Origin of the sequence: Methylorubrum podarium, assembly GCF_022179745.1 — a bacterium.
Lineage (GTDB): Bacteria > Pseudomonadota > Alphaproteobacteria > Rhizobiales > Beijerinckiaceae > Methylobacterium > Methylobacterium podarium.
Genome location: NZ_BPRD01000104.1, coordinates 1 through 20,877, shown reverse-complemented (window position 1 = coordinate 20,877; position 20,877 = coordinate 1). Strand labels below are relative to the sequence as shown.

Below are 20,877 nucleotides of genomic sequence, written 5' to 3'. Positions count from 1 at the left end.
CCGGATTCATGCTGGCCCGCTGCAAGGGCCAGCATGAATCCGGCGGTCGCCAGGGGGTCCAGCGGAAACTCGCGCAGGATGAAGCGCACCTTCCCCGTGTCGATGTAGCGCCGCTTCAGCTCCGGGTACGTCTCTCGGTGAAATGCCGCACAATGGCCGCATGTCAGGGACGCGTATTCGACAATCGTCACCCTGGCGTCCGGCGACCCGAGCACGACATCCCCGAGCGGCCCCGCCTCGGCGAGTTCCCGGGCCGATACGTTTTGTGCAAGGGCCGGCTTCACGGTTGCCGAGGCCGAGGCTATCAACAGCAGCCGAAGTGCTCCGCGTCGGTTCATCGCAATTCGCTTCCTCGGCAGATGCTTGGATGCGGCTCGCCCGGTCTGCGGAATGGGGCCTGGCGGGCGCTGGGATGCATGACGGTCAGCACGAAGCCCTGTCGCATTCGCGGATGTTCGCGATGGCCCGCTGCAGCGCTTCGACGCCCACCGCGCCCGCGATGATGCCGTCGTTGAGGACGAACGCCGGGGTCCCCGTTATGCCGAGCTGGTCGGCCAGGGCGGCATTCTCCCGGAGCACGGTCGCGACCGCCTCGTCCTGCATGTCCTTCCGCAGCTTCCCGGGATCGAGCCCGAAGTCCTTGGCGACCGCGAGGGCGCGTTCCCCATCGGCGCGGCCTCGCGTTTCCATCAGCTTGTCATGGAACTCTCGGAGCTTGCCTGCGGGCAGTCCCCGCTTCGCGGCGATTGCGACGCGGCTGGCGTCGGTCGAGGCCGCCCCGAGAACCGGGAACTCCTTGAGGACCACCCGCAGCTTCGGATCGCTCTTGACCAGGGCGTCCACATCGCTTCTCGCCTTTCGACAGTACGGGCAATTGTAATCGAAAAACTCCACGAGCGTGACGTCGCCGGCCGGATTGCCGATAACGTAATCGTTTGCGGAGTTGACCAGCTTACCGCGCGCTTCGCGCAGTGCGACAGCTTGTGTCGCCTTCTGCGCCTCCTGCTGGCGGCGCTCAAGCTCGGTCAAGGCCTCCTGAACCACGTCCGGGTTCTTCAGCAGATACTCCCTGATGACCGCTTCGATGGCCGGCCGCTGCTCCGCGCTCAGGATGCCGGACTGACCCTGAGCGACGGCCGGAGCGGAGGCGAGCAACCCGATGAGGGCGAGGCGAAACGGGATCATGAGTGCCGAATGGCTCCTTCCGACCGGCCCCGACCGAGGGGCTTGCGGTACCGATCATCTCATCATATTGCCATGTGCTGATATGTCTGGCAAGCGCCTGGCTCGGGCGGCGCGCCGGCACACCCCGGCCGCGCGATCCTGGGGTGTCAGGCCGTCCTATGCGGAGATCCCGAAACGCGATGTCACGTTCAACGACGGCGACGGTGATACCGCAGGGGCGGCGCCGTTCACGCGGACGGAAGCACCGGAGCCATGGAGCGGTACCCTCGCGCCCGACCAGCGGCTCGCCTGCGTGACGAGGCTCTGCCGCACCTGAAGTTTGGAGACGGCCTCTCATGACCCCATCGGCCCGCCCGGCGCGGATCGGCATTCTGACGGTCTCGGACCGTGCGAGCTCAGGCGGCTACGCGGACGCGAGCGGGCCGGCCATGCATGCCGTCCTGGCGGAAATCCTCGCCTCTCCCTGGGAGGCGGTCGCGCGCACCGTGCCGGACGGCGTCGAGAGCGTGCGTGACGCCCTGATCCGGCTCGTGGACGACGCGCACTGTGACCTGGTCCTGACCACCGGCGGGACGGGGCCGGCGCCCCGCGACCTCACCCCCGAGGGTACCGAGGCCGCCTGCGACAGGATGATGCCCGGCTTCGGCGAACTGATGCGGCGGCGCGGCCTGGATCAGGTGCCGACCGCCATCCTGTCGCGGCAGACGGCGGGCCTGCGCGGCAAGGCGCTGATCGTGAACTGTCCCGGGCGTCCCTCGTCCATCCGCGTCAGCCTGCTCGCCGTATTCCCGGCCATCCCGTATTGCCTGGACCTGATCGGGGCAGCGCGTATCGAGACGGATCCGGCCGTGGTGCAGGCGTTCCGGCCGACTTAACCCGCCGGAGACCGCCCGGTCTGCCACGGTTCTCCCCTCTCCTTGCGATGGCGGCATCGATGGCGCAGAGGGCATTGAGGGACTGCCCACCGAGCAAGGCCCGGTGGCCTGTCGCGACGCGTGAGAACGGGTACGCGTACCGGATGACCGCCGTCGCGGGCTCCAGGCCGATCAGGTCCCGCCGCCGCAAGCGTCCCAGGCGGGCTCGCGCATGATCCTCGGCGACGCCCACCGTGGCGGCGATGGCGCCAGGGTGGACGTCCCCGTGCCGCGTAGAGGCGGCGGACGGCGCGCCAGAGCCGATCCTCATCGGCCTCCAGCGGACGCGCTTACGCCTCGATCAAGCTGGACCGCGCAGCCGTCGCCGGGCGAGCGCGGCCCGCGCGCCAGGCGAGACAGCGGCCGACCATTCCGGGCGGAGCACGCCCGGCCTGATCTCGACGGCAGAACGCTGCGGTCTCGCCTGCAGGTCGGAAGACATCCCCCTGCGGATCCTGGGCATCCCGGTTAACCGGCGCAGCAGGACAATTTCCTGACGTCCCTGTCGAAGGTCTGGGCCGCGAGCTTGAGACCCTCGACGGTGGTCAGGTATGGGAAGATCGTCTCCGCGAGCGCGTCGATGGTCAGCCCGCCGCGGATGGCCATCGCCGCCGTCTGGATGCTGTCCGCGCCCTCGGGGGCCAGGATATGCGCTCCCAACAGCTGCCGGGTCGCGCGATCCGCCACGAGCTTGATCAGCCCGCGCGTGTCGCGCGCCGCGAGCGCGCGGGGCACGTTGTCGAGCGTGAGCACCGAGGTGCGCACGTCGTACCCGGCCGCCCGGGCCTGCACCTCGGTGAGGCCGACGCTTCCGACCTGAGGGTCGGTGAACACCACGGCCGGCATCGCCCTGTTGTCGTAGCGCAGGCTGTCGCCGTTGAGGGCGTTCTTGGCGGCCAGTTTCGCGCCGTAGGCCGCCATGTAGACGAACTGGTCCTTCCCGGTGACGTCGCCGGCAGCGTAGATGCCCGGCTTCGAGGTGCGCATGCGGTCGTCGACCACGATGGCGCCCGTCGGCGTCTGGGCGACACCCGCGTCGGCGAGACCGAGGTCCTCGGTATTCGCGGTGCGCCCGGTCGCCGCCAGGATCCGCTCGGCCGTGACGGTCTCCCGGCGGCCGTCCCGCCAGAACGTAAGGCTCACGCCACCCTCCGTCCTGTCCACGGCCTCGTAGGACAGGCCGCCCAGAACGGCGATGCCTTCGCCGGCCAGATAGCCGGCGAGGGCCTCCCCGATCTCCGGCTCCGCCGCGGGCAGGAGCCGGCTGCGGCAGACGAGCGTCACGGCGACCCCGACCCGCGCGAAGGTCTGCGCAAGCTCCGCGCCGATGTAGCCGCCGCCGAGGACGATCATCGAGCGCGGAAGTTCGGTGAGGGCAAGCGCCGCGGTGCTGTCGAGGGGCGAGGCGTCGGCAAGGCCGGGAATGTTCGGCATGGCCGGGCGCGTGCCCGTGGCGATGAGGATGCGATTCGCCGCGAAATGCCGGCCCCCTGCCTCGACCCCGCCGGCGACGAGGCGCGCGCGACCCTCGTGGTAGGACACGTTGTTGTAGGCCGGCAGGAGGTCCGCGTACTTCGCCTGGCGCAGGCCCTGCACCAGGGCGTCCTTCTGGGCGACCTGGGCGCGCCAGTCGGTCACCCGAGCCTGGGCCTGGATGCCCGCGAACCGGCCGCCCGCGGTGTTGGCATGGTGCACGGTCTCCGCGGCCCGGATCAGGGCCTTCGAGGGGACGCAGCCCACGTTCACGCAGCTGCCGCCCAACGTGCCGTGCCCGATGAGGGCGACCTGTGCGCCCTGCTCGGCGGCCGTGATCGCGGCCGAGAACCCGGCCGAACCGGCGCCGACGACGACGAGGTCGTAGGGGCCGCTGCCGTTGTTCCCGCGCGGGGTGCTGCAGCAATCGCTCATGATCTCAGCTTCCGTGTGTGTTCGTCCGCGCCGCGGCACTCGGATGCCGCCGGACGCGTGGAGGTGTTGAACCGATCGGGCTTGATCCCGGCTGAGCTGCCCAGGACGAGGATTGGCGGGACCGGGACACCGTCGGCCCCGGTGGCCCCGGCCGCGAGACCGCCCGATCCTGGGACGGCCACCGGGATGGGCGTCGCGCGCCAGGGCGCGGCCGGGCAGGCGCCGGCTCGAAGGAGATGGCGGTCGCCAGAATGATGTCCCGGGCCTCGTCAGCGCGCCTGAGCGGGGCTGCCGGTGATGTCGGCGGCCGCGTTCCTCACCTCCTTCACGGAGGACGGGTACCCGGCGTTGGTGGCCGCCCCGGACAGGGCCTCGGCCGTGACCTTGTCGTCGTCGAAGGTCACGGTGGCCGTGGCCGTGCCGCCACGTTCGACGACCGTGACCTGGGTCACCCCGTCGAGGCGCGACAACGTCTTCTTGACGATGGGCGCGCAGGTGACGCAGCTCACGTTCTGGACGTCGAGAATGGCCGTGCGCGGGGCGGCGAAGGCGCCACCGGCCGGCGCCAGGACCGATCCGGCGATGAGGGCGCGAAGCAAGATCTTCATAGTGATCTCCTGGGTAAGGACGGTGAGGGTCAGACGAACAGGGGGGCGGTGTAGGGGAAGGTCACGGCCGCCAGGACGAGTGCGGCGGCAATCCACAGCCCGATCCTGGCGAGACGGCCCGAGCCGGGCCGCGCGCACGCGCCGGCATCCGCGCAGGCCGCCGGCCGGCGGTAGGCCCGCCAGAACCCGAAGCCAAGGAACGCCACCGCCGCGGCGATGAAGACGGGCTGGTAGCGCGCGAGCGCGGTCAGGTTGCCGATCCAGGCCCCGCTGACGCCGAGGCTGAAGAGTGCGAGGGGCAGGATGCAGCAGGAGGAGGCTCCGAGCGCGGCGAGGATGCCGCCGACGGCAGCGATCCTCTGCCCGTCCCCTTCGGCCTCGCTGCGCGGTGCGACCGTGCTCTCGCATGGAGCCGTGCCAACCAACTTGTCCATGTGGGATCCTTTCGATGTCCGGATTGTGCAACCTGTAGCGACTACAGGTGCAAGCGCTGATTTGGGCCGTTCACGTGTTCCTCGCTCCGGCCTCGGGACGGCTCTGCGGGCTGCCCCGGTGGGATCGGGTCCAGGATGAGGGATCGGCCCGTCCGGCCCGGTCACCACGCGACGGTAGAAGCAGCTGGAGCGGCCGGTGTGACAGGACCCTGCTCGACCGGCCAGGCGAACCCTCAGCCAGATCGCGTCCTGGCCGCAGTCCACCCGGATCTCCTGGACGTGTTGGACCTGCCCGCTCGTCGCGCCCCTGTGCCAGAGGCGCTGCCGGGACCGGCTCCAGAACCACGCCTCACCGGTCTCGATGCTCCTGTGGAGCGCGGCGGCCTTCATCCAGGCCAGCATCAGGACGGCGCCGGAGCCCGCGTCGGTGGCAACGGCCGGAAGCAGCCCGGCGCCGCCGAAGCGTGGCAATAGCGCGGCGCATTCCTCGCGGGCGATGGTCTCGCCAGAGTGGAACATGCGTCGCCCTCGGTCTTGCCCGTGCCGGGTCGCCGCCGGCGGACCTGCGGCCCCGTCCACGACCCGGCGAAGACCCGAGAGTCGCTCACCGGTTGCCGCCCTCGGGCCGGTGACGCCCGATCCCGTTCGAGCGGGCGAGGGCGAACCAGACGGCGCCGTCCGGATCGACTGCGATCCCGTTCGGTGCCTTGAGGCCGCCCAGACCGATCTCGCTGAGCCGTCCGCCCGGGGACAGACGGCTGAGCCGTCCGCCACAATGCTGCGTCACCCACAGCGCGTCGCTGCTGGCCGCGATGCCGCAGGGAGACCTCGTGCCCGTACAACGGGCAGGGTGGCCGTCCTCGGAAACGGAACCAGGCGCGCACGATGCGAGCGTAAACTCGGTCACGCTGCCGTCTGTCGTGATCCGACCGATGGCATCCGCCGCAGCCTCGGTGAACCACAGGGCGCCGTCCGGACCGGAAACGATATTTTGCGGGGCGCTATCTGGGGTCGGCAGCGGGAACTCCGCAACCTGGCCGGCCGGTGTGATCCGGCCGACCGTGTTGCTGTTGAAGCCCGTGAACCAGAGATTGCCGTCGGGCCCGAGCGTGATGCCGTAAGGCGTCAGGGTCTTGGCGAGGCTGAACTCGCTCATCCTCCCCTCGGCCGTGATGCGGCCGATCCGGTTCGTGCCCGACAGCGTGAACCACAGGGCACCGTCGGGCCCCGTCGTGAGGCCGAACGGGTAGCTCTCGGGCGTCGGGACCGGATATTCCGTGATCACGCCCGCAGGCGTGATGCGCCCGATCTTGTTGCCGCGGTTCTGCGTGAACCACAGGGCGCCGTCCGGACCGGCCACGATCGCCTGTGGGCGGCTGTCTTGGGTCGGGATGGGGTATTCGGTCAGTTCGCCGTCGGGAGCGAGCCGCCCGATCCTGTTGCCCTGCTTCTCCGTGAACCAGATGGTGCCACCGGGTCCGACGGCCACGCTTTCCGGGTAGCTGTCGGGGATCGGGAGCGCGAAGAGCCCCACGTCGCCGGCGTGCGCCGGGCCGGTCAGGGCCAGGACGACCGGAAGGCTCCCGAGGCGCAGCGGCCGGAGGCGGAAGCGCGAGATTTCGTCGATCACACTCCGGGCATGCCTGCGCAAGGCCTGGGGGACGCGGGCAATCAAGGAGAATTTCAACACGGCTTTCCCTCCCACCTTGGAGGGGCTAGCATCTGTAGCGACTACAGGTTCAAGGAGATTTGCATGGGCATCGTTCCTGCGTCGCGCGGACGCGCTGCCCTGACCATCGGGGCGCTTTCTGAGGGAACCGGCGTCAACATCGAGACGATCCGGTATTACGAGAAGGTCAAGCTCCTGCCGGCACCGCCCCGGACGGCCGGGAACCAGCGGATCTACGATCGAGCTCACCGGCAGAGGTTGACCTTCATCCGCCGGGCCCGCGAGCTCGGGTTCAGCGTCGAGGACATCCGGGCGCTGCTGACGCTCGTCGACCGCCACGCGGTCACCTGCGGGGAAGTCCAGGGCGTCGCCGACCGCCAACTGATCGCGGTGCGGGCGAAGATCGCCGACCTCCGGCGGATGGAGCGCGTCCTGAAGGACATGACCGCGGCCTGTATCGGCGGCCTCGTACCCGACTGTCCGATCATGGAGACGCTGTTCCAGGACGAGGACTCGTGACGCCTGCATCCGCCGGCCGTATGCTTCGGGCACGCGGCCGGCGGCTTCCCGCCGCCTCAGGTGGCCGACGGCCTGCTCCACACGTGACCGCCAGCAGCGAGCGCGCTCAAACCGGCACCCTCCGAGGCCGGCCGATAGGTTCGCGGGCAGACGCCGCCGAGCCTGTTCGACAATCCAGACCGAACTTCGCATTCACCTCTGGCCGATACGGAACCGAAGAAACTTCCGGCCCGGCGGAAACCTGAAGCTGCTCCAGGTTTGTTGACCATCGTGCGTGCGGCCATCGGCCCATCTTCTGTCGCCGGTCGGGTCAGACGCGGGCTCGTCCGAGGCACCAAGCCGAGCCGGGGCCCGCTTGCGCCTGTCTGGCTGCCGACCTGTTCGGGGAGGTTCCATGCTGTCCGCTCGCGGCCCTTCGCGTGAGGTGGGCAATATCCCGGAACCGGCGCGAGCGCGGGAGTCGCCACCTTCCTCGCCTTCGCCGCGCTTGCCCTCGTCCGCTGTGGCTTGCCCATCCATCCATCTTCCGTCCGACGTGCCACTGGCCTCCGTGGCTCCGTACGAACCGGCGGCCGCAGGTGCCCTTGCAGCGCTCGGGCGGGTCGGCTTCGGCTGACACCTCCGACGGTGCTGCGCCACCTGCGCGCGCAATGCGGGCCGTCCCGGCAGGGCTCGCGACCGAAGAGGAGCTGCCGGTGAGCAGGACATCCCTCGCAAGTCTGGGTGAACGAGATGGCTGGAAGCTACGACTTGATCATCATCGGCAGTGGCACGGCGGCCATGGTCGCGAGCAATCGGGCCTCGGCCGCCGGCCGTAAGGTCGCAGTGACCGACTTCCGGCCCTTCGGCGGCACCTGCGCCCTGCGCGGATGCGACCCCAAGAAGATGCTGGTGACCGGCGCCCAGGTGATGGACGACATCCGCCGCATGCGCACCCGCGGGGTGGTCGCGCCCGAGGCTCGGATGTCCTGGCCGGAGCTCATGGCGTTCAAGCGCACCTTCACGGCCCCGATCCCGGAGAAGCAGGCGAGGAACTACGCCGGGAAGGGCATCGACGCCTTTCACGGCCAAGCCCGCTTCGTGGGTCGGAACGCGGTCGCGATCGCGGGCGAGGGCGTTTGCGAGGCGCGGCACATCCTGATCGCGGCCGGAGCCCGCCCAGCGCCGCTCCCCTTTCCCGGCGCCGAGCACCTCGTCACCAACGAGGAGTTCCTGGAGCTTGAGGAGCTCCCGCCTCGTATCATCCTGGTCGGGGGTGGCTACATCGCGGCCGAGTTCTCGCACATCGCGGCCCGGGCGGGCGCGAGCGTCGCGATCCTGCAGCGTGGCGAGCGCCTCCTGACCCAGTTCGACCCCGAGCTCGTCGGTTGGCTCATGGAGAGCTTCCACGAGGCGGGGATCGACGTGCGGACGCGGCGCGCCGTCGTGCGGGTCGAGAAGGCGGGGCACGGGTACACGGTCCTGACGCGGTCCGAGACCGGCGCCGAGGAGGCGATGGAGGCCGACCTCGTGGTCCACGCCGCGGGCCGAATCCCGGATCTGGAGCCGCTGCAGCTCGATGCCGCCGGCGTCGCGCGGGACGAGCGCGGGCATCTCAGGCTCAACGCGTTCCTGCAGAGCCCATCGAACCCTGCCGTCTACGCCGCAGGCGACGCCGCCCGGACGGGGCCGCCCCTCACGCCGGTATCGAGCCACGACGCCAAGGTTGCCGTGCGGAACATGATCGAGGGCAATCAGTACCGGCCTGACTATCGCGGCGTCCCGAGCGTCGCCTTCACTATCCCCCCGATCGCGAGCGTCGGGCTGAGCGAGGCAGAGGCGCGGCAGAGGAACTTGAGGTTCCGCCTGCGGAGCCAGAGGGTGTCCGGCTGGTACACGGCCCGGCGCGTCGCCGAGCCCACCTACGGCTTCAAGGTTCTGGTCGACGAGGACACCGACCGCGTGCTCGGTGCGCACTTGGTCGGCCCCCACGTCGATGAGGTCATCAACATCTTCGGCCTGGCGATCCGGCATGGTCTCACGGCCGAAGACCTGAAAACGACGATGTTCGCCTACCCAACCGGAGCATCCGACATCGGATACATGCTCTGAACGGCTGCGTTCTCGACGAGCAGGTGAAGGCAGGCGGCCTCGGAGAGCGGGGGCGTGGCTTGCACCCGGCTGCGCCGTCGCAGCCGGACGGAGTCCCGCGGCGCCGCCTTCGTGACAGGCACGTCCACGTCGCTGATCGTCGACGAGGCCGCGACACCCGCCCCTGGGGCTTCGCCTCGCCCGGCCGAGAGTCCCCGACGCTCGCGCAGGTCCGCGGCTTGGCAAACCAGCGCGTGTACGGCGCAGCGGCAGCGAGGATGGCGGAGCCGCTCCAGCGCTTCCAGGGGCTCTGCACCGGGGCCCTCCTGCACGGTACGCTCCTGCTCCGCTTGCGCAGCGGGACTCGGTGCACCCGAGCGGCCCGCCGGCGCCGGTTGGGCCGTCCGCGGTCACCTCAAACTGGGCTGGTGGGCCGTCCCGGCCTTAAGAGGTGTCGAATGCGGGGCACGGCTCCGCTCCGACGCGTTCCGCCTCAGAGACCCTGCCGCCCCGGGACGAGAACGGACCGTCGAGGCTCAATGCGGCTGCCTCGATCGACTTCCATACGTCGGGGAAGCGCGTCCCGTGCCCTGCTCGTCCGCGAAGCCAAGGCATGCCTCGGCCACGCAGGCCGATGCCGACGACGGGTCGGCCGCGCCGGCGAGGGCCTCCAGGGCGCGCATGAGGTGCTCGGCCGCGTCGCGATGTCCCTCGCGGCGCGCCTGCCGGAATGCGGAGAGGATGACGGTGTCGAGGGTATCCTCCTCGAATTCGGGTGTTGGCGTGCTCAGGGGCGTCCTCCTTCGACGGACGGCGTCTCGGGCCTGAAGAGACGCACGGCAGTTGCGGCCAGCGCCAGTTCCGCCGCCGCGAACAGCGCGAGCGTCGTCCCGAACCCGAAGCGGAGCAATCCGCCGAAGAGCAGGCTTCCCAGCCCGAACCCGGTGAACAGCAGGCAGACGTTGAGCCCCATGGCCTGCCCCGGACGTTGGCCCCCGAGCGCGGTGACGACGCCGGCGAGCAGCGGCTGGGTCATGTCGTAGCCGAGCGACAGGACCGTTACCGCCGCCGCAGCCAGGAGAAGCGGCGCGTCGAGGGTCAGAGCTGCCGCCGCGAAGGCCCCCAGGAGCAGCCCGACCGGGAGCAGGCGGCCGCGCCCTCGCCGGTCCGCGATGCGGCCGATGACAGGCCCCAGGAGGAAGCCCGGGATGCCGTAGCCGAGGAGCGCAAGGCCGACCCCGACGGGACCGAGCCCGTATCGCTGCTCGAAGTACAGGCCGAGCCAGGTGAACACGCCGGAGTGGAACATCGAGTTGAGCAGGACGAAGCTATAGGTGCGGCGTCCGCGTGGGATGAGCAGGAGGTCGCGATAGCCGCGGAACAGGTCGGGCAGCCGTGTCCCGATCGCCGTGGCGCCCGGGATGATCCCCCGTGACGGCGCAAGGACGAGCAGGAGCGCGCCCCCGGCGGCGCCGACGGTCAGGAAGAGGCCGCGCCATCCGGCGACCGGTTCGAGCAGGGCGCCGAAGGTCGACCCGAAAGCCATGCCGCCGGCCATGGCGCCGAACAGCCATCCCAAGGGGCGCCCGCGTCGTTCGTAGGGGAAGAGCCGGCCCACGAGAACGAGGCCGAGGGGGACGACCCCGCTCGCCCCCAGGCCGGTCAGGAAGCGCCACGTGGCGAGTTGCCCGACCGAGCTCGCCGTGGCTGTCAGGGCCGTCAGCGCAGCGAAGGCGGCCAGGGAACCCGCCATGACGCGCCAGACGCCGAGGCGGTCCGCCAGCAGCCCGTAGACCAGCGTCGCCGCGCCGTACGGAATCAAATAGGCCGGAACGATGAGCCCGACACGCTCGGGCAAGACGCCGAACCCCTGCGCCAACTGCGGCAGGACCGGCGCGACCATGAACGCCTGAAAGAAGATCACGAACGCCGCTGCCGCGAGCACGCGGAGGAGGCGCTCGCGGTCAGCCTCCGCGGGTTCCGCCGTTCCGGGGATCATGCCTGTACCTCGGCGCCGTCGAACCCGCCATTGGCGAGCGCCGACCGGATCTCCGCGGGTCCGACGCGGGACGGCTCGAAGCGAACGGCGACGTGCTTACGCCAGGCGCTGGCCCTCGCCTGCCGGACACCCGGAATGGCCATCAGCAGGTCACGGACCGTCTCGGCGCAGCCGTCGCATAACATGGTTGGCACGGAGAGGGTGACCTCCGTCAGAAAGGCGGTTTCGTCGCTCATGAGGTCTCCGGGGTTCAGAGCAGGTCCGCGTAGACCCGCGCGTAGTAGGCGCTGACCAGTAGGAGGGCGGCGCCGCTGAGGAGCTGCAGGGCTCGGCCCCAGACGCCGAGGCGGGCCAGGCGGGTGACCGCGCTCCCGGCCGCACCGGCGGCGAGGAAGGGCAGGCCCCGACCGAGGCCGAAGGCGAGGGCGAGGACGACGCCGCGCCCGTCCCGACCCTCCGCGGCCGCCACCGTGAGCAGCAGCAACAGCGGCGCGGCCGAGGTGCCGACGCTGAACACCACGCCGTAGGCGAAGGCGCCGAGCAGGCCGGGGTGGCGCCAGGCCGTCAGCGCTCGGGTGCGCAGGCGCGGCCACCAGAAGGCGAGCAGCGCCGCCGCGAGCGAGACGCCGGCCATGAGCAGGGCCCAGCTCCGGCCGAACGCCTCCGTCGCGAGCGCGCCGAGATGTCCCACCGCGGAGCCGAGGGCGGCGAGGCTCAGGACGATTCCGGCGAAGAAGGACCCGGCCACCTGCAGGCCGGCGCGGCGGGACCCCGCCTCCGAGGCCCCGGCGACGCTGGCCAAGCCGAGCCCGACCGGCAGGGTGCAGGGGCAGACCGCGCTGGCCAGGACCCCGGCAAGGAACGCGATCCAGAGGGCGGCCGGCCCGCCGGCGCCGGTCGCCAGGGGCCGGACGAGATGTTCGAGCGTCACGGCGCCACCACGGGAGGACCGGGGGTGTAGCCGAGGCCCGCGACGGCCGTCCGCACGCGACCGAGCAGGAGGGGTCGGCCGGCGGCGTAGGTGACGCGGAGCGTGCGGCCGACGAAATCGATCTCCGCGTCGGTCACCCCGTCCACCTTCCGGACCGCACGCTTGATCGAGGCGGCGCAGGAGAGGCAGACCATGCCTTCCACCGGGAGGGTCGCGACCTTCAGATCGGAGCCGCGGCGTGACGTGGCCGGCGTGTCCTCTTGGGCCCGAACAGGCCCCACCGGTCCCAGGAGGAGAGCTGCCAGTGCGGCCGCCCCGCTCGAAGAAATCAGGAACCTCATCGCCGACCTCCTTCGATGGCGAGCCCGTTCGTCCCGGGCAGGCTGCCGACGCTCGTGATCGCCCCCAGGAACAGTCCGGGCTGGCCCCAGAGGGAATTGAGGAAGATCGCGGTGACGCTCACCGCCATGGCGACCATGGCCCAGATCGGGTTGATGAGGCCGGTCGCGGCGATCGGGATGCCGAGGCCGTTGAAGGCGAAGGCGAGCCAGACGTTCTGGAGCATCTTGGCGTAGCTGCGCCGGCTGATGCGGCGGGCGAGCGGCAGCGCGGCCAGGCGGTTCGACAGGATGATGATGTCGGCGGCCTCGATGGCGATGTCGGTGCCCCCGCCCATGGCGATGCCGACATCGGCCTGCATCAGGGCGGGCGCGTCGTTGATGCCGTCGCCGACCATCGCGACCTTGGCCGTCGCCTGGAGGCGCCGCACGGTCTCCGCCTTGCCGTCGGGCATCACCCCCGCGTGGACCTCGTCGATGCCCGCCTCGGCGGCAATCCGGCGGGCGGCCCGCTCGTTGTCACCGGTGAGCAGGACCGTCCTCACGCCCTCAGCCCGCAAGGCCGCGACCGCCTGCGCCGCGTCGGACCGCAGGCTGTCGTCGAGCGCGAGCAGACCCAGCAGGCGATGGTCCCGGCTGACCACGATGACGGTGCGCCCGGCCCCCTCCAGGGTCAGGATGCGCGCTGAAGCGGGCGCGAGATCGATGCCGTGGCCGGCGAGGAAGGCCGGGCTGCCGACCAGGACGTTGCCCGCCTCGGTCTGGGCGACGATGCCCTTGCCCGGGACGGCCTCGAACGAGGTCACGTCCGGGGGCACGGCGCCGCGAGCGAACGCGGCCTTGACCACCGCCTGCGCGAGCGGGTGCTCGGACGAGGCCTCGGCCGCGGCGGCAACGGCGACGAGATCGGCCTCGCTCCCGGAGAACGCCTCGACCTCGCGGACCGCGGGCCGGCCCTCGGTGAGGGTCCCGGTCTTATCGAAGACGACGGTGTCAACGAGGCGATAGCCCTGGAAGGCCTCGCCGGTCCGCATCAGGATGCCGTGCTCGGCGGCTTCGCCGGACCCCCGCACGATGGAGAGCGGTGCCGAGATCCCGACGGCGCAGGGATAGCCCATGACCAGGACGCTCAAGCCCGCGAACACGGCCCGCTCGATGTCGGGTTCGCCGCCCGCCAACCACGAACCGGCGAGCCAGCCGACGAAGGCCAGCGCGGCCACCGCGAGCACGGTCGGGGTGTAGACCTGCAGGACGCGGTCGACGAGGTGGAGCAGGCCAGGCTTGAGGGCGCGGGCGTCCTCGACCTCGCGCACCACCTTCTGCAGGAAGCTGCCGGCCCCCACCGCGGTTACCCGCACCAGCAGGGTGCCGGTGCCGTTGATCGAGCCGCCGATGACGGCGTCGCCCTCCGCGCGCTCGACCGGGATCGGCTCGCCGGTGACGAGGGCCTGGTCGACGGCGGAGCGGCCGCCCGCGACCGTGCCGTCGACGGGCACGCGCTCCCCGGGGCGGATGCGGACGAGGTCGCCGACTGCGACCGCGTCCAGCGGCACATCCCGCTCCTGGCCGTCCCGGACCACGCGGGCGGTCTCCGGCTGGAGGTCGAGGAGCCGCTTCACGGCCTGGGAGCTGCGCGTCTTGACGATGAGGGACAGCCACTCGGAGAAGATGTGGTAGGTCGCGACCATGACCGAGACGGCGAAGAACGGGGCCGTCGGGTAGTCCGGCCGGTCGAGAACCAGCCCGATGACGCCGCCGAGCATGCCCGCGAAGGCGCCGATTTCCAGCAGCACGTGCTGGTTCAGGATGCCGCGGCGGAGGGCCTGGACGGCCATGTGCAGGATGTGGCGCCCAACCCCGAAGACGAGCACGACCGCGAGCGCGGCGACGAGCCAGGGAGCGGAGGCCGTTAGGTAGCCCTGGAGGTTCAGGTAGAGCAGGCCGAGTGCCAGGACTGCGAGACCGGTGGTGCTGGCGGCCGCGGCGAGGAGGCTGGTCTTCCGCAGGACGAGGAAGACCATCGCGCCGAGGCTGAGGCAGACCAGGGCGGGTAGGAAGCCGATCCAGCCGAGGGTGGGATCCGCGATGATGGGAATGGAGGCGACGCTCAGGGCGACCGCCACGACGAAGCGGCGGCTCTCGCGCACGAGATCGCGCTCCTCCTCCTCGTAGGGCCGGACCTTGCGCGGGTCGGAGATGGTGTAGCCGATGTCGCGCAGGATCCCCAGCAGCGCCGCCGGCCGCGCGACCGCCGGGTCGTACTCGACGAGGGCCTGCTCGTGGGTCAGGCTGACCGCCACCTTGTCGACGCCGGGCTGGCTGCCCAGAGCCTTCTCGATGGTTCCGGTGCAGAGCGAGCAGTGCAGGCCGCCGATCCGGGCACGGATGCGCGCCCGGTCGGGCCGGCTCGCCGGCTCCTCGCTCCACAGGGAAAAGTCGGTGTCGAGGGTTGCTGCGGCCATCGGTCCGTCTCCAGGAATGTCCAGCCGGCCGGATCAGGCCGAAGTACGGGCCACGACCTGGAAGCCGCGCTTCTCGATCAGCTCGACGAGGCGGTCCTCGCTGGTGGTCGCCGGGTCGTAGAGGGCGCGGACGCGTCCCTCGTCGAAGGAGACGTCGATGCCGCGGACGCCGGGATGAGCCTCCAACAGAGAGCCGACCGAGGCGGAGCAGGCGGCGCACCGCCAGCCTTCGACCTTCAGGGTGACCGTCCTCATGGCGTCTTCCTCTTTCTCGGCGCGCCGCATCGGCACGCCGCCGGTGCCGGCGGTGCCTCGTCGAGGGCTTCCAGGATGGTGCAGCCACCCAGCCCGCCGTGGCCCGGGCACGAGGCGACCACGGCCTCCAGGGCGGCGCGGACGCGCAGGAGTTCGGCGATCCTCGCGTCCACCTCGGCGATCTTGTGCCGGGCCCGGGCCCGCACGTCGCCGCAGTCGGCCTGCGGGTCGGCGCGCAGGGCGAGGAGCTCCTGCGCCTCCTTGAGGGAGAACCCGATCCTCTGGGCCTGCCGGATGAAGCGGATGCGGGCGATCACCTCGGGCGGGTAGGTCCGATAGCCGGCCCCCTTGGCCGGCTGCGCGATCAAGCCCTGGCGCTCGTAGAACCGGATGGTCTCGACGCCGACGCCGGCCTCCCGCGCCGCCTTCCCGATGGTCGGATCCCGCATGTGCTGCCCCGGCATCACCAACGCCCCGTGAGCCTAAGGTCCGTACCGTAGTACGGGGTCAAGGGCGTTTTACGAGGGAAGTCTTTGGGCTCTCGCTCCCGGTTATCCTCCGTGGTTTCCGGAAGGGGCGGCCCATGGGCTCGGTCTGCCGCCGGGCGGCGGCCCGAGATGCCTCAGGGATAGGCTCGCACCGCGTCATCGTGCGATGCGGACGGGGCGGGCAATGGCCTCGCGGGTCCCGCGCAATTCGCTGGAGGGCAGGTAACGCGGGTCGAGGTCGCCCACGCGCGAGAACGCCGGCCCGGCGAACTGGGCGCGCACGTCGTCCCCGCGGTTGTCCCGAGCCACCCGGAAGAAGTTGCGCGCGGTCCCGCCCTCGACGCCGAGGGCGAGGTCGAGCATGCGCACGATGCCGGAATAGATGCTCGTGGTGCGCGCGACCTCGAAGGCCGCCGCGACGTCGCCGCCCGCCTTGCCCAGCCAGAGCACGTCGATGAGTTGCACCGTCTCGGCCGAGCCGCTCGCGGTCAGGCGTTCGGGCAGGCGGTTGAGGCAGCCGCCCGACAGGCGGCCGGGGCCGTAGGGACGGCCGGCGTCGTTCGAGGCGATCCAGACGTCGAAGCCGAGGGCCAGGCCGAGGTCCCGCAGCCAGCCCTGGATCTCGGTGTGGGTGTGGTCCGCCTTGCTCGCGGCCTGCGCCCGCACCCGGTCGAGGTCCGCCCGCCGGCGGGCCAGGGCCGCGGCCCCCGTCGCGCTCGGGCAGCGGCCGGACCCGACGTCGAACAGGAAGCCGGCGACGCCCCCGTCATCGTTCGAGAGGAGCGTCCGGTGGCTGGCGTTGAGGGCGACGATCCCCCGGGCCCATGGCGAGGGACTCGTCCCACTTGCCGAGTGTCGCGTTGGCCCCGGTCAGCGCGTTGTAGCCCTTCACGATGGCCGTGTTGAACGGGCTCACCCAGGTCGGGTGCAGGAAGTAGAGCAGGTTCGCCGCCGCCGGGCCGAGGCTCGTGATCCCCGCCTGGTCGAGCGCTTGGATGGCCGCGAGCACCTGCGCCTCGGCGGTGCCGCGCAGGCAGGCGTCGAGGAAGCGCCCGAAGGCGACCTGGTTGGCGCCGTCCTCGTGGATGTCCGGGATGCGCAGCTTCGGCTTCCAGAGGAAGGCGTGGTCGGCGCCGTGGAAGACCTGGCGCTGCTCTGCGATCGCGTGGGCCCCCGTCTCCAGTCACGAGCCGCGGTAGGCGTTGCCGAAGGTGTCGGCCCGGATCTCCTCGACCACGGCCTGGAGGCGGCGTCGGATCGCGCGGAAGTTCTCGATGCGCTCCTCCCACAGGGACCAGGTCCGGTGGGAGCCGCCCGGGTCGTCGCGCCAGGCCCGGATGCGGTTCCCGATCCAGGCCGCGTCAGGCAGGGAGGGTTCGGTCGGTCCCGGTCTCGTCCATCACCTGCATCGGCGCGGCATACCCGTCCTTCGCATCCGGATGGGAGCGTACCATCCCGCCTTCGGGAACGCTGTCATCGGCAAGGCTCACGCGGGCAGTGTGGTCGGTCGCGTCGAAGGCGGCGCGCTCGGTCAGGGCGCGGCCCCCTCCCCGCTGGCCTGCCGGACTCGGCGCGGCAATTCGCGCGCGAGCGCCGTGCGCCGACAGGGCGTCATCTTACGCCATGCCCTGATCTCCGAACTGGTCCGGCCGCAGCCGACGCACCAGCCCGACCGGCCATCGAACCGGCAGACGCCGGTGCAGGGATCCTTCTCCGTCACGGCACGCCCTCCCTCGCCCGCAACGGGCTTCTCGCTCGACATACATAGGGTAGCCCCCTATATTACGAAGCGAAGGGAGCCGACCCATGTCCCACACCGTCAAGGACAAGACCAAGCTTCTGGCGCGCGTGCGCCGGATCAAGGGGCAGGCCGAGGCCGTCGAGCGCGCCCTGGAGGCGGAGATCGGCTGCACCGACGTGCTGATGCTGGTCGCCTCGATGCGGGGCGCCATCAACGGGCTGACCGCCGAGCTGATGGAGGACCACATCCGCCATCACGTCGTCGACCCCGCTCGCGAGCCCGACCCGGAGCGTGCCAAGGGCGCGGCCGAGCTCATCGAGGTCGTCCGGACCTATCTGAAGTAGGAGGGCGACCCGTCATGGTCCCGTTTCCCGAATTGCTGCAGCAGGGGACCGCGCACGCCTGGCTGTTCGTGCCGAGCGCGATCCTGCTCGGCGCCCTGCACGGCCTGGAGCCCGGCCACTCCAAGACGATGATGGCCGCCTTCATCATCGCGGTCCGCGGCACCGTCCTGCAGGCGGTCCTGCTGGGCTTGGCGGCGACGCTCTCGCACACGGCGGTCGTCTGGGTGATCGCGCTCGGCGGCCAGTACCTGGGGCAGGCGTGGGGCGGCGAGGCGTCCGAGCCGTACTTCCAGCTCGCCTCGGCCGTCCTCATCGTCGGCATCGCGCTCTGGATGGCGTGGCGCACCTGGCGCGAGCAGCACCACGACCACCACCACGACGCCGAGGGCCACGGCATCATGGCCCGCGATGGCGTCTTCCAGCTGGAGGTCATCGAGGACGGCGTGCCGCCGCGCTGGCGCCTGAGCCGGGTCAAGGGCGTGCTGCCCCCGGCCCAGCGCGTCACCCTTGAGACGGTCCGACCCGACGGTGCCCGCCAGGCATTCTCGTTCGCGAGTGGGGGCGACTTCCTGGAGAGCATGGAGGAGATCCCGGAGCCGCATGCCTTCAGGGCACGGCTGCACCTCGATGGGTCCGCCGGGGCGGAGATCCACGAGGTCGCGTTCGAGGAGCACGGCCACGCACACGACCACCTGAACCTGGGCGACGAGGACGACGCACACGCCCGGGCGCACGCCGAGGCCATCCGGCGACGGTTCGGGGGCCGCACCGTGACCACCGGTCAGATCGTGCTGTTCGGCCTGACGGGCGGCCTGATCCCGTGCCCGGCCGCCATCACGGTGCTGCTGCTCTGCATCCAGCTCAAGCAGTTCAGCCTCGGCTTCGCGCTCGTCGTGTGCTTCAGCATCGGGCTGGCGCTCACGATGGTGTCGGCCGGAATCCTGGCCGCGCTCAGCGTGAGGCACGTGGCGAACCGCTGGTCGGGCTTCGACGCCTTCGCCCGGCGGGCCCCCTACGCCTCCGCGGCTCTGATCGTCCTGGTCGGCCTCTACACGGGCTGGCTCGGCTGGGAGGGCATCCGGCACGGCCACCAGGAGCCTGCGACGACGATTGCCGTGTGGGCGCCGGCCTGACGGGCGCCGCGGCCCTTGACCTTCCCACCAGGGGAAGCCCCATCTGCGTAGGACGCCACCGACGGGAGGGCGTCATGGTCCGCTACAGGGTCGAGAAAATGGGCTGCGGCGGCTGCGCCCGGACCGTCATACACGTCGTGACCGATATCCGATTTTGACGAAACCGTTCGATTCGATTCACAATCGGTCGATTGCGATTCTGGCGAAACACCATGGCAAATCCCGACCGCACCTACTTGGTTTACGCAACGAACACGGACGGCCACGAGGTTTGCGCAGGCGAATACGCGGCCAAGTGCGCAGATCATGCGATCAACCTGGCCAAGGCAGCCGGGTACGGCGGCACCATGGTCGCGCAGCCCTCGCCGGGTCAGCTCGTTCGCGACCATTACCGGAAGGACAAGGGGCGCGGCTGAGACTATCGCTGGACCGGTTCGGCCCCGACCTGGCCAGGCGGCGCGACCGCGCTCATGCGACGCCTCAGCGAACTCGGTGGAAAGCCCGGCTTGCGCGGCTTTCTTCGGGTGGCGCGTCTTTTCGAGGGAAAGCCATCAATTGTGGTTTTCACCTCCTGTCCCGGAAAAGCCTGTTGACCTTCCCACTATGGGAAGCCCCATCTGAGCGGGACGCCACCGAGGGGAGAGCGTCATGGCCCGATACAGGGTCTCGGAACCGGGTTGCGGCTGCGACCAGGCCGTCACGCGCCGTCCTCGGCGTCGAGTCCGGGGCTCGGGTCAATGCCGACCTGCGGGCCAAACGCGTGACGGGTTCGGGCGCCGGCGGCCTCGCCGACCGCATCGCCCAGGCCATCACGGCCGCCGGCTACCCGGCCGAGCCGTTGCCCGCGGCACCTTGAAACGCCGCCGCGGCAACCAAACCTGCACGCCGGCATTCACGTCCCTGACGACATAGTCCCGCCACTGGAAACGGTGTAAGCAGCCCTCATGAGCCCCGACCGGCAAATCGTGCGCCTGATGGCGGCGATGATCCTCGCGATCATCGCCTACGTCGCGCCGTCCGCCGTCCAGGCCCACGAGGGCCACGCGCACCATGGCCGCCACCAAGCCGCGGCGGCATATGTCCAGGCGGCGCCCTCCATCGCTGAGACCACGGTTTCCGCTGCCCCTTCGCGCGTCGTAAAGACGTCGGCGAGGCCCCGGACCGCTGTCGATCTTCAGGCGCCGGCCGTCGAGCCGGTGGCCTCGCTGCGAGCGAATGACGCCGGCGGTAGGTGCTGTCCGGCCGGCTGCAGGGGCTCCTGCTGCGGGACCATGGTCTGTTGCGCGTCGGGCATCATGTCCGGCACGGGGGCCCTGTCACTTCCCGTGGTCCGCACTGCCAAGCTGATCCCGCACGACGTCGCTGGCCGCCCGGGCGTCGGCCCCGAGGCCCTGCCCAAGCCGCCACGAACCCTCGCGTGACGTGAGGCGCGCCTGAGGCGCGCAACGCCCGGACTGCGTCCGCCATCGCGGCGTGCATCCGGACTTCCCGACGCGAGGATACCCATTCATGTCGACCCGTCTTGCCGCCGCCCCCGGGGCGGTGGCGCTGCTTGCCGCCGTCCTGGCGGGGCCCGCGCTCGCCCACGAGGGCATGACCACGGCGCCGCGCCGCCGCCCGTCACCAAGACCATCGCGCCGCGCGGCGAGGCGCTGTCCGACGCCTTCGAGCTCGTCGCCATCCCGCGCGACGGCACCCTGACGCTGTTCCTCGACCGCTTCCGGACGAACGAGCCGGTGCCCGGCGCGACCATCGAGGTCGAGACGCCGGAGGGGGCCAAGATCGCCGCGGCCACGCCCGAGGGCGGCTACGCGCTGCCGGTGCCCTGGCTGGCGAAGCCCGGCCGGCACGAGCTCGTGGCGACCGTCACGGCCGGGGA

At 71.0% G+C, this 20,877-nt stretch carries 23 protein-coding genes and 2 pseudogenes; 8 read left to right on the top strand and 17 right to left on the bottom strand.

Going from position 1 to position 20,877, the window contains the following annotated elements:
* Both MFF42_RS05620 and MFF42_RS05615 read right to left on the bottom strand, forming a co-directional pair.
* Positions 1-338: thioredoxin domain-containing protein (locus MFF42_RS05620; RefSeq protein WP_238254868.1), on the bottom strand; the 338-nt coding region annotated here is incomplete at its 3' end.
* 85 nt (positions 339-423) lie between these two features.
* Entirely contained in the window at positions 424-1,185 is a 762-nt protein-coding gene (locus MFF42_RS05615) for a DsbA family protein (protein ID WP_012752965.1), read from the bottom strand.
* A gap of 335 nt (positions 1,186-1,520) precedes the next feature.
* Between MFF42_RS05615 and mog the strand changes: the two genes are divergently transcribed.
* A complete protein-coding gene (mog, locus tag MFF42_RS05610; RefSeq protein WP_009864996.1) occupies positions 1,521-2,060 on the top strand; it encodes a molybdopterin adenylyltransferase in 540 nt (179 codons plus the stop codon).
* A gap of 507 nt (positions 2,061-2,567) precedes the next feature.
* Here mog and merA read toward each other — a convergent pair.
* The 5 genes and pseudogenes from merA to MFF42_RS05585 form a co-directional block, all read right to left on the bottom strand.
* Complete coding sequence (merA, locus tag MFF42_RS05605; RefSeq protein WP_012752963.1) at positions 2,568-4,007, bottom strand: mercury(II) reductase; 1,440 nt, start codon at positions 4,005-4,007, stop codon at positions 2,568-2,570.
* Between the two features lie 269 nt (positions 4,008-4,276).
* Positions 4,277-4,615, bottom strand: a complete 339-nt coding sequence (locus MFF42_RS05600; RefSeq protein ID WP_012752962.1) for a cation transporter — start codon at positions 4,613-4,615, stop codon at positions 4,277-4,279.
* A gap of 29 nt (positions 4,616-4,644) precedes the next feature.
* Positions 4,645-5,049 (bottom strand): mercuric transporter MerT family protein, encoded by a 405-nt coding sequence (locus MFF42_RS05595; protein WP_009865694.1) that lies wholly within the window; start codon positions 5,047-5,049, stop codon positions 4,645-4,647.
* Between the two features lie 141 nt (positions 5,050-5,190).
* A pseudogene (gene hisI / locus MFF42_RS05590) lies at positions 5,191-5,568 on the bottom strand (phosphoribosyl-AMP cyclohydrolase); the annotation flags it as partial.
* An 85-nt stretch (positions 5,569-5,653) separates the two neighbouring features.
* Positions 5,654-6,736 carry a Vgb family protein gene (locus MFF42_RS05585; protein ID WP_050772662.1) on the bottom strand — a complete coding sequence of 361 codons (1,083 nt, stop codon included), beginning with the start codon at positions 6,734-6,736 and terminating at the stop codon, positions 5,654-5,656.
* 66 nt (positions 6,737-6,802) lie between these two features.
* Between MFF42_RS05585 and MFF42_RS05580 the strand changes: the two genes are divergently transcribed.
* Entirely contained in the window at positions 6,803-7,237 is a 435-nt protein-coding gene (locus MFF42_RS05580; protein ID WP_012752960.1) for a MerR family transcriptional regulator, read from the top strand.
* A 732-nt stretch (positions 7,238-7,969) separates the two neighbouring features.
* Entirely contained in the window at positions 7,970-9,328 is a 1,359-nt protein-coding gene (locus MFF42_RS05575; protein WP_012752959.1) for a dihydrolipoyl dehydrogenase family protein, read from the top strand.
* A gap of 766 nt (positions 9,329-10,094) precedes the next feature.
* Here MFF42_RS05575 and MFF42_RS05570 read toward each other — a convergent pair.
* The 10 genes from MFF42_RS05570 to MFF42_RS05525 all read right to left on the bottom strand — a co-directional run bounded on the left by MFF42_RS05570 (position 10,095) and on the right by MFF42_RS05525 (position 17,542).
* Positions 10,095-11,306, bottom strand: a complete 1,212-nt coding sequence (locus MFF42_RS05570) for an MFS transporter (protein ID WP_012752957.1) — start codon at positions 11,304-11,306, stop codon at positions 10,095-10,097.
* Positions 11,303-11,542 carry a heavy-metal-associated domain-containing protein gene (locus tag MFF42_RS05565; RefSeq protein ID WP_012752956.1) on the bottom strand — a complete coding sequence of 80 codons (240 nt, stop codon included), beginning with the start codon at positions 11,540-11,542 and terminating at the stop codon, positions 11,303-11,305. The genes MFF42_RS05570 and MFF42_RS05565 overlap by 4 nt, the downstream gene beginning before the upstream one ends.
* A 14-nt stretch (positions 11,543-11,556) precedes the next feature.
* The gene (locus MFF42_RS05560; RefSeq protein WP_009866213.1) at positions 11,557-12,237 is read right to left on the bottom strand and encodes a cytochrome c biogenesis CcdA family protein; all 681 of its coding nucleotides are present in this window, start codon (positions 12,235-12,237) and stop codon (positions 11,557-11,559) included.
* On the bottom strand, positions 12,234-12,578 hold the full coding sequence (locus MFF42_RS05555; RefSeq protein WP_012752955.1) for a heavy-metal-associated domain-containing protein: 345 nt from the start codon (positions 12,576-12,578) through the stop codon (positions 12,234-12,236). The genes MFF42_RS05560 and MFF42_RS05555 overlap by 4 nt, the downstream gene beginning before the upstream one ends.
* On the bottom strand, positions 12,575-15,037 hold the full coding sequence (locus MFF42_RS05550; protein WP_012752954.1) for a heavy metal translocating P-type ATPase: 2,463 nt from the start codon (positions 15,035-15,037) through the stop codon (positions 12,575-12,577). The genes MFF42_RS05555 and MFF42_RS05550 overlap by 4 nt, the downstream gene beginning before the upstream one ends.
* 33 nt (positions 15,038-15,070) lie before the next feature.
* On the bottom strand, positions 15,071-15,292 hold the full coding sequence (locus MFF42_RS05545; protein ID WP_043766175.1) for a heavy-metal-associated domain-containing protein: 222 nt from the start codon (positions 15,290-15,292) through the stop codon (positions 15,071-15,073).
* The gene (locus tag MFF42_RS05540) at positions 15,289-15,741 is read right to left on the bottom strand and encodes a MerR family DNA-binding protein (protein ID WP_009866299.1); all 453 of its coding nucleotides are present in this window, start codon (positions 15,739-15,741) and stop codon (positions 15,289-15,291) included. Before MFF42_RS05540 ends, MFF42_RS05545 begins: the two co-directional genes overlap by 4 nt.
* 195 nt (positions 15,742-15,936) lie before the next feature.
* Positions 15,937-16,446: a type II restriction enzyme NmeDI-related protein gene (locus MFF42_RS26640; protein WP_238231528.1), complete on the bottom strand. Its 510-nt coding sequence runs from the start codon at positions 16,444-16,446 to the stop codon at positions 15,937-15,939.
* Positions 16,447-16,546: 100 nt separating this feature from the next.
* A complete protein-coding gene (locus MFF42_RS26635; RefSeq protein WP_009866593.1) occupies positions 16,547-16,789 on the bottom strand; it encodes a hypothetical protein in 243 nt (80 codons plus the stop codon).
* A 522-nt stretch (positions 16,790-17,311) separates the two neighbouring features.
* Positions 17,312-17,542, bottom strand: coding sequence for a DUF1289 domain-containing protein (locus tag MFF42_RS05525; RefSeq protein WP_012752952.1), 231 nt, complete (start codon positions 17,540-17,542; stop codon positions 17,312-17,314).
* A gap of 44 nt (positions 17,543-17,586) precedes the next feature.
* Between MFF42_RS05525 and MFF42_RS05520 the strand changes: the two genes are divergently transcribed.
* From MFF42_RS05520 to MFF42_RS05495, 5 genes and pseudogenes are all read left to right on the top strand, one after another.
* Positions 17,587-17,865, top strand: coding sequence for a metal/formaldehyde-sensitive transcriptional repressor (locus tag MFF42_RS05520; protein WP_009866592.1), 279 nt, complete (start codon positions 17,587-17,589; stop codon positions 17,863-17,865).
* A gap of 14 nt (positions 17,866-17,879) precedes the next feature.
* On the top strand, positions 17,880-18,998 hold the full coding sequence (locus MFF42_RS05515; RefSeq protein ID WP_012752951.1) for a nickel/cobalt efflux transporter: 1,119 nt from the start codon (positions 17,880-17,882) through the stop codon (positions 18,996-18,998).
* Between the two features lie 212 nt (positions 18,999-19,210).
* Positions 19,211-19,414: a hypothetical protein gene (locus MFF42_RS05510; protein WP_009865907.1), complete on the top strand. Its 204-nt coding sequence runs from the start codon at positions 19,211-19,213 to the stop codon at positions 19,412-19,414.
* 528 nt (positions 19,415-19,942) lie between these two features.
* A complete protein-coding gene (locus tag MFF42_RS05500) occupies positions 19,943-20,419 on the top strand; it encodes a hypothetical protein (protein ID WP_012752950.1) in 477 nt (158 codons plus the stop codon).
* A gap of 88 nt (positions 20,420-20,507) precedes the next feature.
* Positions 20,508-20,877: pseudogene (locus MFF42_RS05495) on the top strand (efflux RND transporter periplasmic adaptor subunit); the annotation flags it as partial.

Excerpts from the sequence above, each read along its gene's own strand:
- MFF42_RS05500 (WP_012752950.1), top strand. The coding sequence starts at position 19,943 with ATGAGCCCCGACCGGCAAATCGTGCGCCTGATGGCGGCGATGATCCTC.
- MFF42_RS05545 (WP_043766175.1), bottom strand. The coding sequence starts at position 15,292 with ATGAGGACGGTCACCCTGAAGGTCGAAGGCTGGCGGTGCGCCGCCTGC.
- MFF42_RS05525 (WP_012752952.1), bottom strand. The coding sequence starts at position 17,542 with ATGTCGAGCGAGAAGCCCGTTGCGGGCGAGGGAGGGCGTGCCGTGACG.
- MFF42_RS05575 (WP_012752959.1), top strand. The coding sequence starts at position 7,970 with ATGGCTGGAAGCTACGACTTGATCATCATCGGCAGTGGCACGGCGGCC.
- merA (WP_012752963.1), bottom strand. The coding sequence starts at position 4,007 with ATGAGCGATTGCTGCAGCACCCCGCGCGGGAACAACGGCAGCGGCCCC.
- MFF42_RS05540 (WP_009866299.1), bottom strand. The coding sequence starts at position 15,741 with ATGCGGGATCCGACCATCGGGAAGGCGGCGCGGGAGGCCGGCGTCGGC.
- MFF42_RS05600 (WP_012752962.1), bottom strand. The coding sequence starts at position 4,615 with ATGAAGATCTTGCTTCGCGCCCTCATCGCCGGATCGGTCCTGGCGCCG.
- MFF42_RS05580 (WP_012752960.1), top strand. The coding sequence starts at position 6,803 with ATGGGCATCGTTCCTGCGTCGCGCGGACGCGCTGCCCTGACCATCGGG.
- MFF42_RS05565 (WP_012752956.1), bottom strand. The coding sequence starts at position 11,542 with ATGAGCGACGAAACCGCCTTTCTGACGGAGGTCACCCTCTCCGTGCCA.
- mog (WP_009864996.1), top strand. The coding sequence starts at position 1,521 with ATGACCCCATCGGCCCGCCCGGCGCGGATCGGCATTCTGACGGTCTCG.
- MFF42_RS05555 (WP_012752955.1), bottom strand. The coding sequence starts at position 12,578 with ATGAGGTTCCTGATTTCTTCGAGCGGGGCGGCCGCACTGGCAGCTCTC.
- MFF42_RS05510 (WP_009865907.1), top strand. The coding sequence starts at position 19,211 with ATGGCAAATCCCGACCGCACCTACTTGGTTTACGCAACGAACACGGAC.
- MFF42_RS05595 (WP_009865694.1), bottom strand. The coding sequence starts at position 5,049 with ATGGACAAGTTGGTTGGCACGGCTCCATGCGAGAGCACGGTCGCACCG.
- MFF42_RS05550 (WP_012752954.1), bottom strand. The coding sequence starts at position 15,037 with ATGGCCGCAGCAACCCTCGACACCGACTTTTCCCTGTGGAGCGAGGAG.
- MFF42_RS05520 (WP_009866592.1), top strand. The coding sequence starts at position 17,587 with ATGTCCCACACCGTCAAGGACAAGACCAAGCTTCTGGCGCGCGTGCGC.
- MFF42_RS05515 (WP_012752951.1), top strand. The coding sequence starts at position 17,880 with ATGGTCCCGTTTCCCGAATTGCTGCAGCAGGGGACCGCGCACGCCTGG.
- MFF42_RS05570 (WP_012752957.1), bottom strand. The coding sequence starts at position 11,306 with ATGATCCCCGGAACGGCGGAACCCGCGGAGGCTGACCGCGAGCGCCTC.
- MFF42_RS05615 (WP_012752965.1), bottom strand. The coding sequence starts at position 1,185 with ATGATCCCGTTTCGCCTCGCCCTCATCGGGTTGCTCGCCTCCGCTCCG.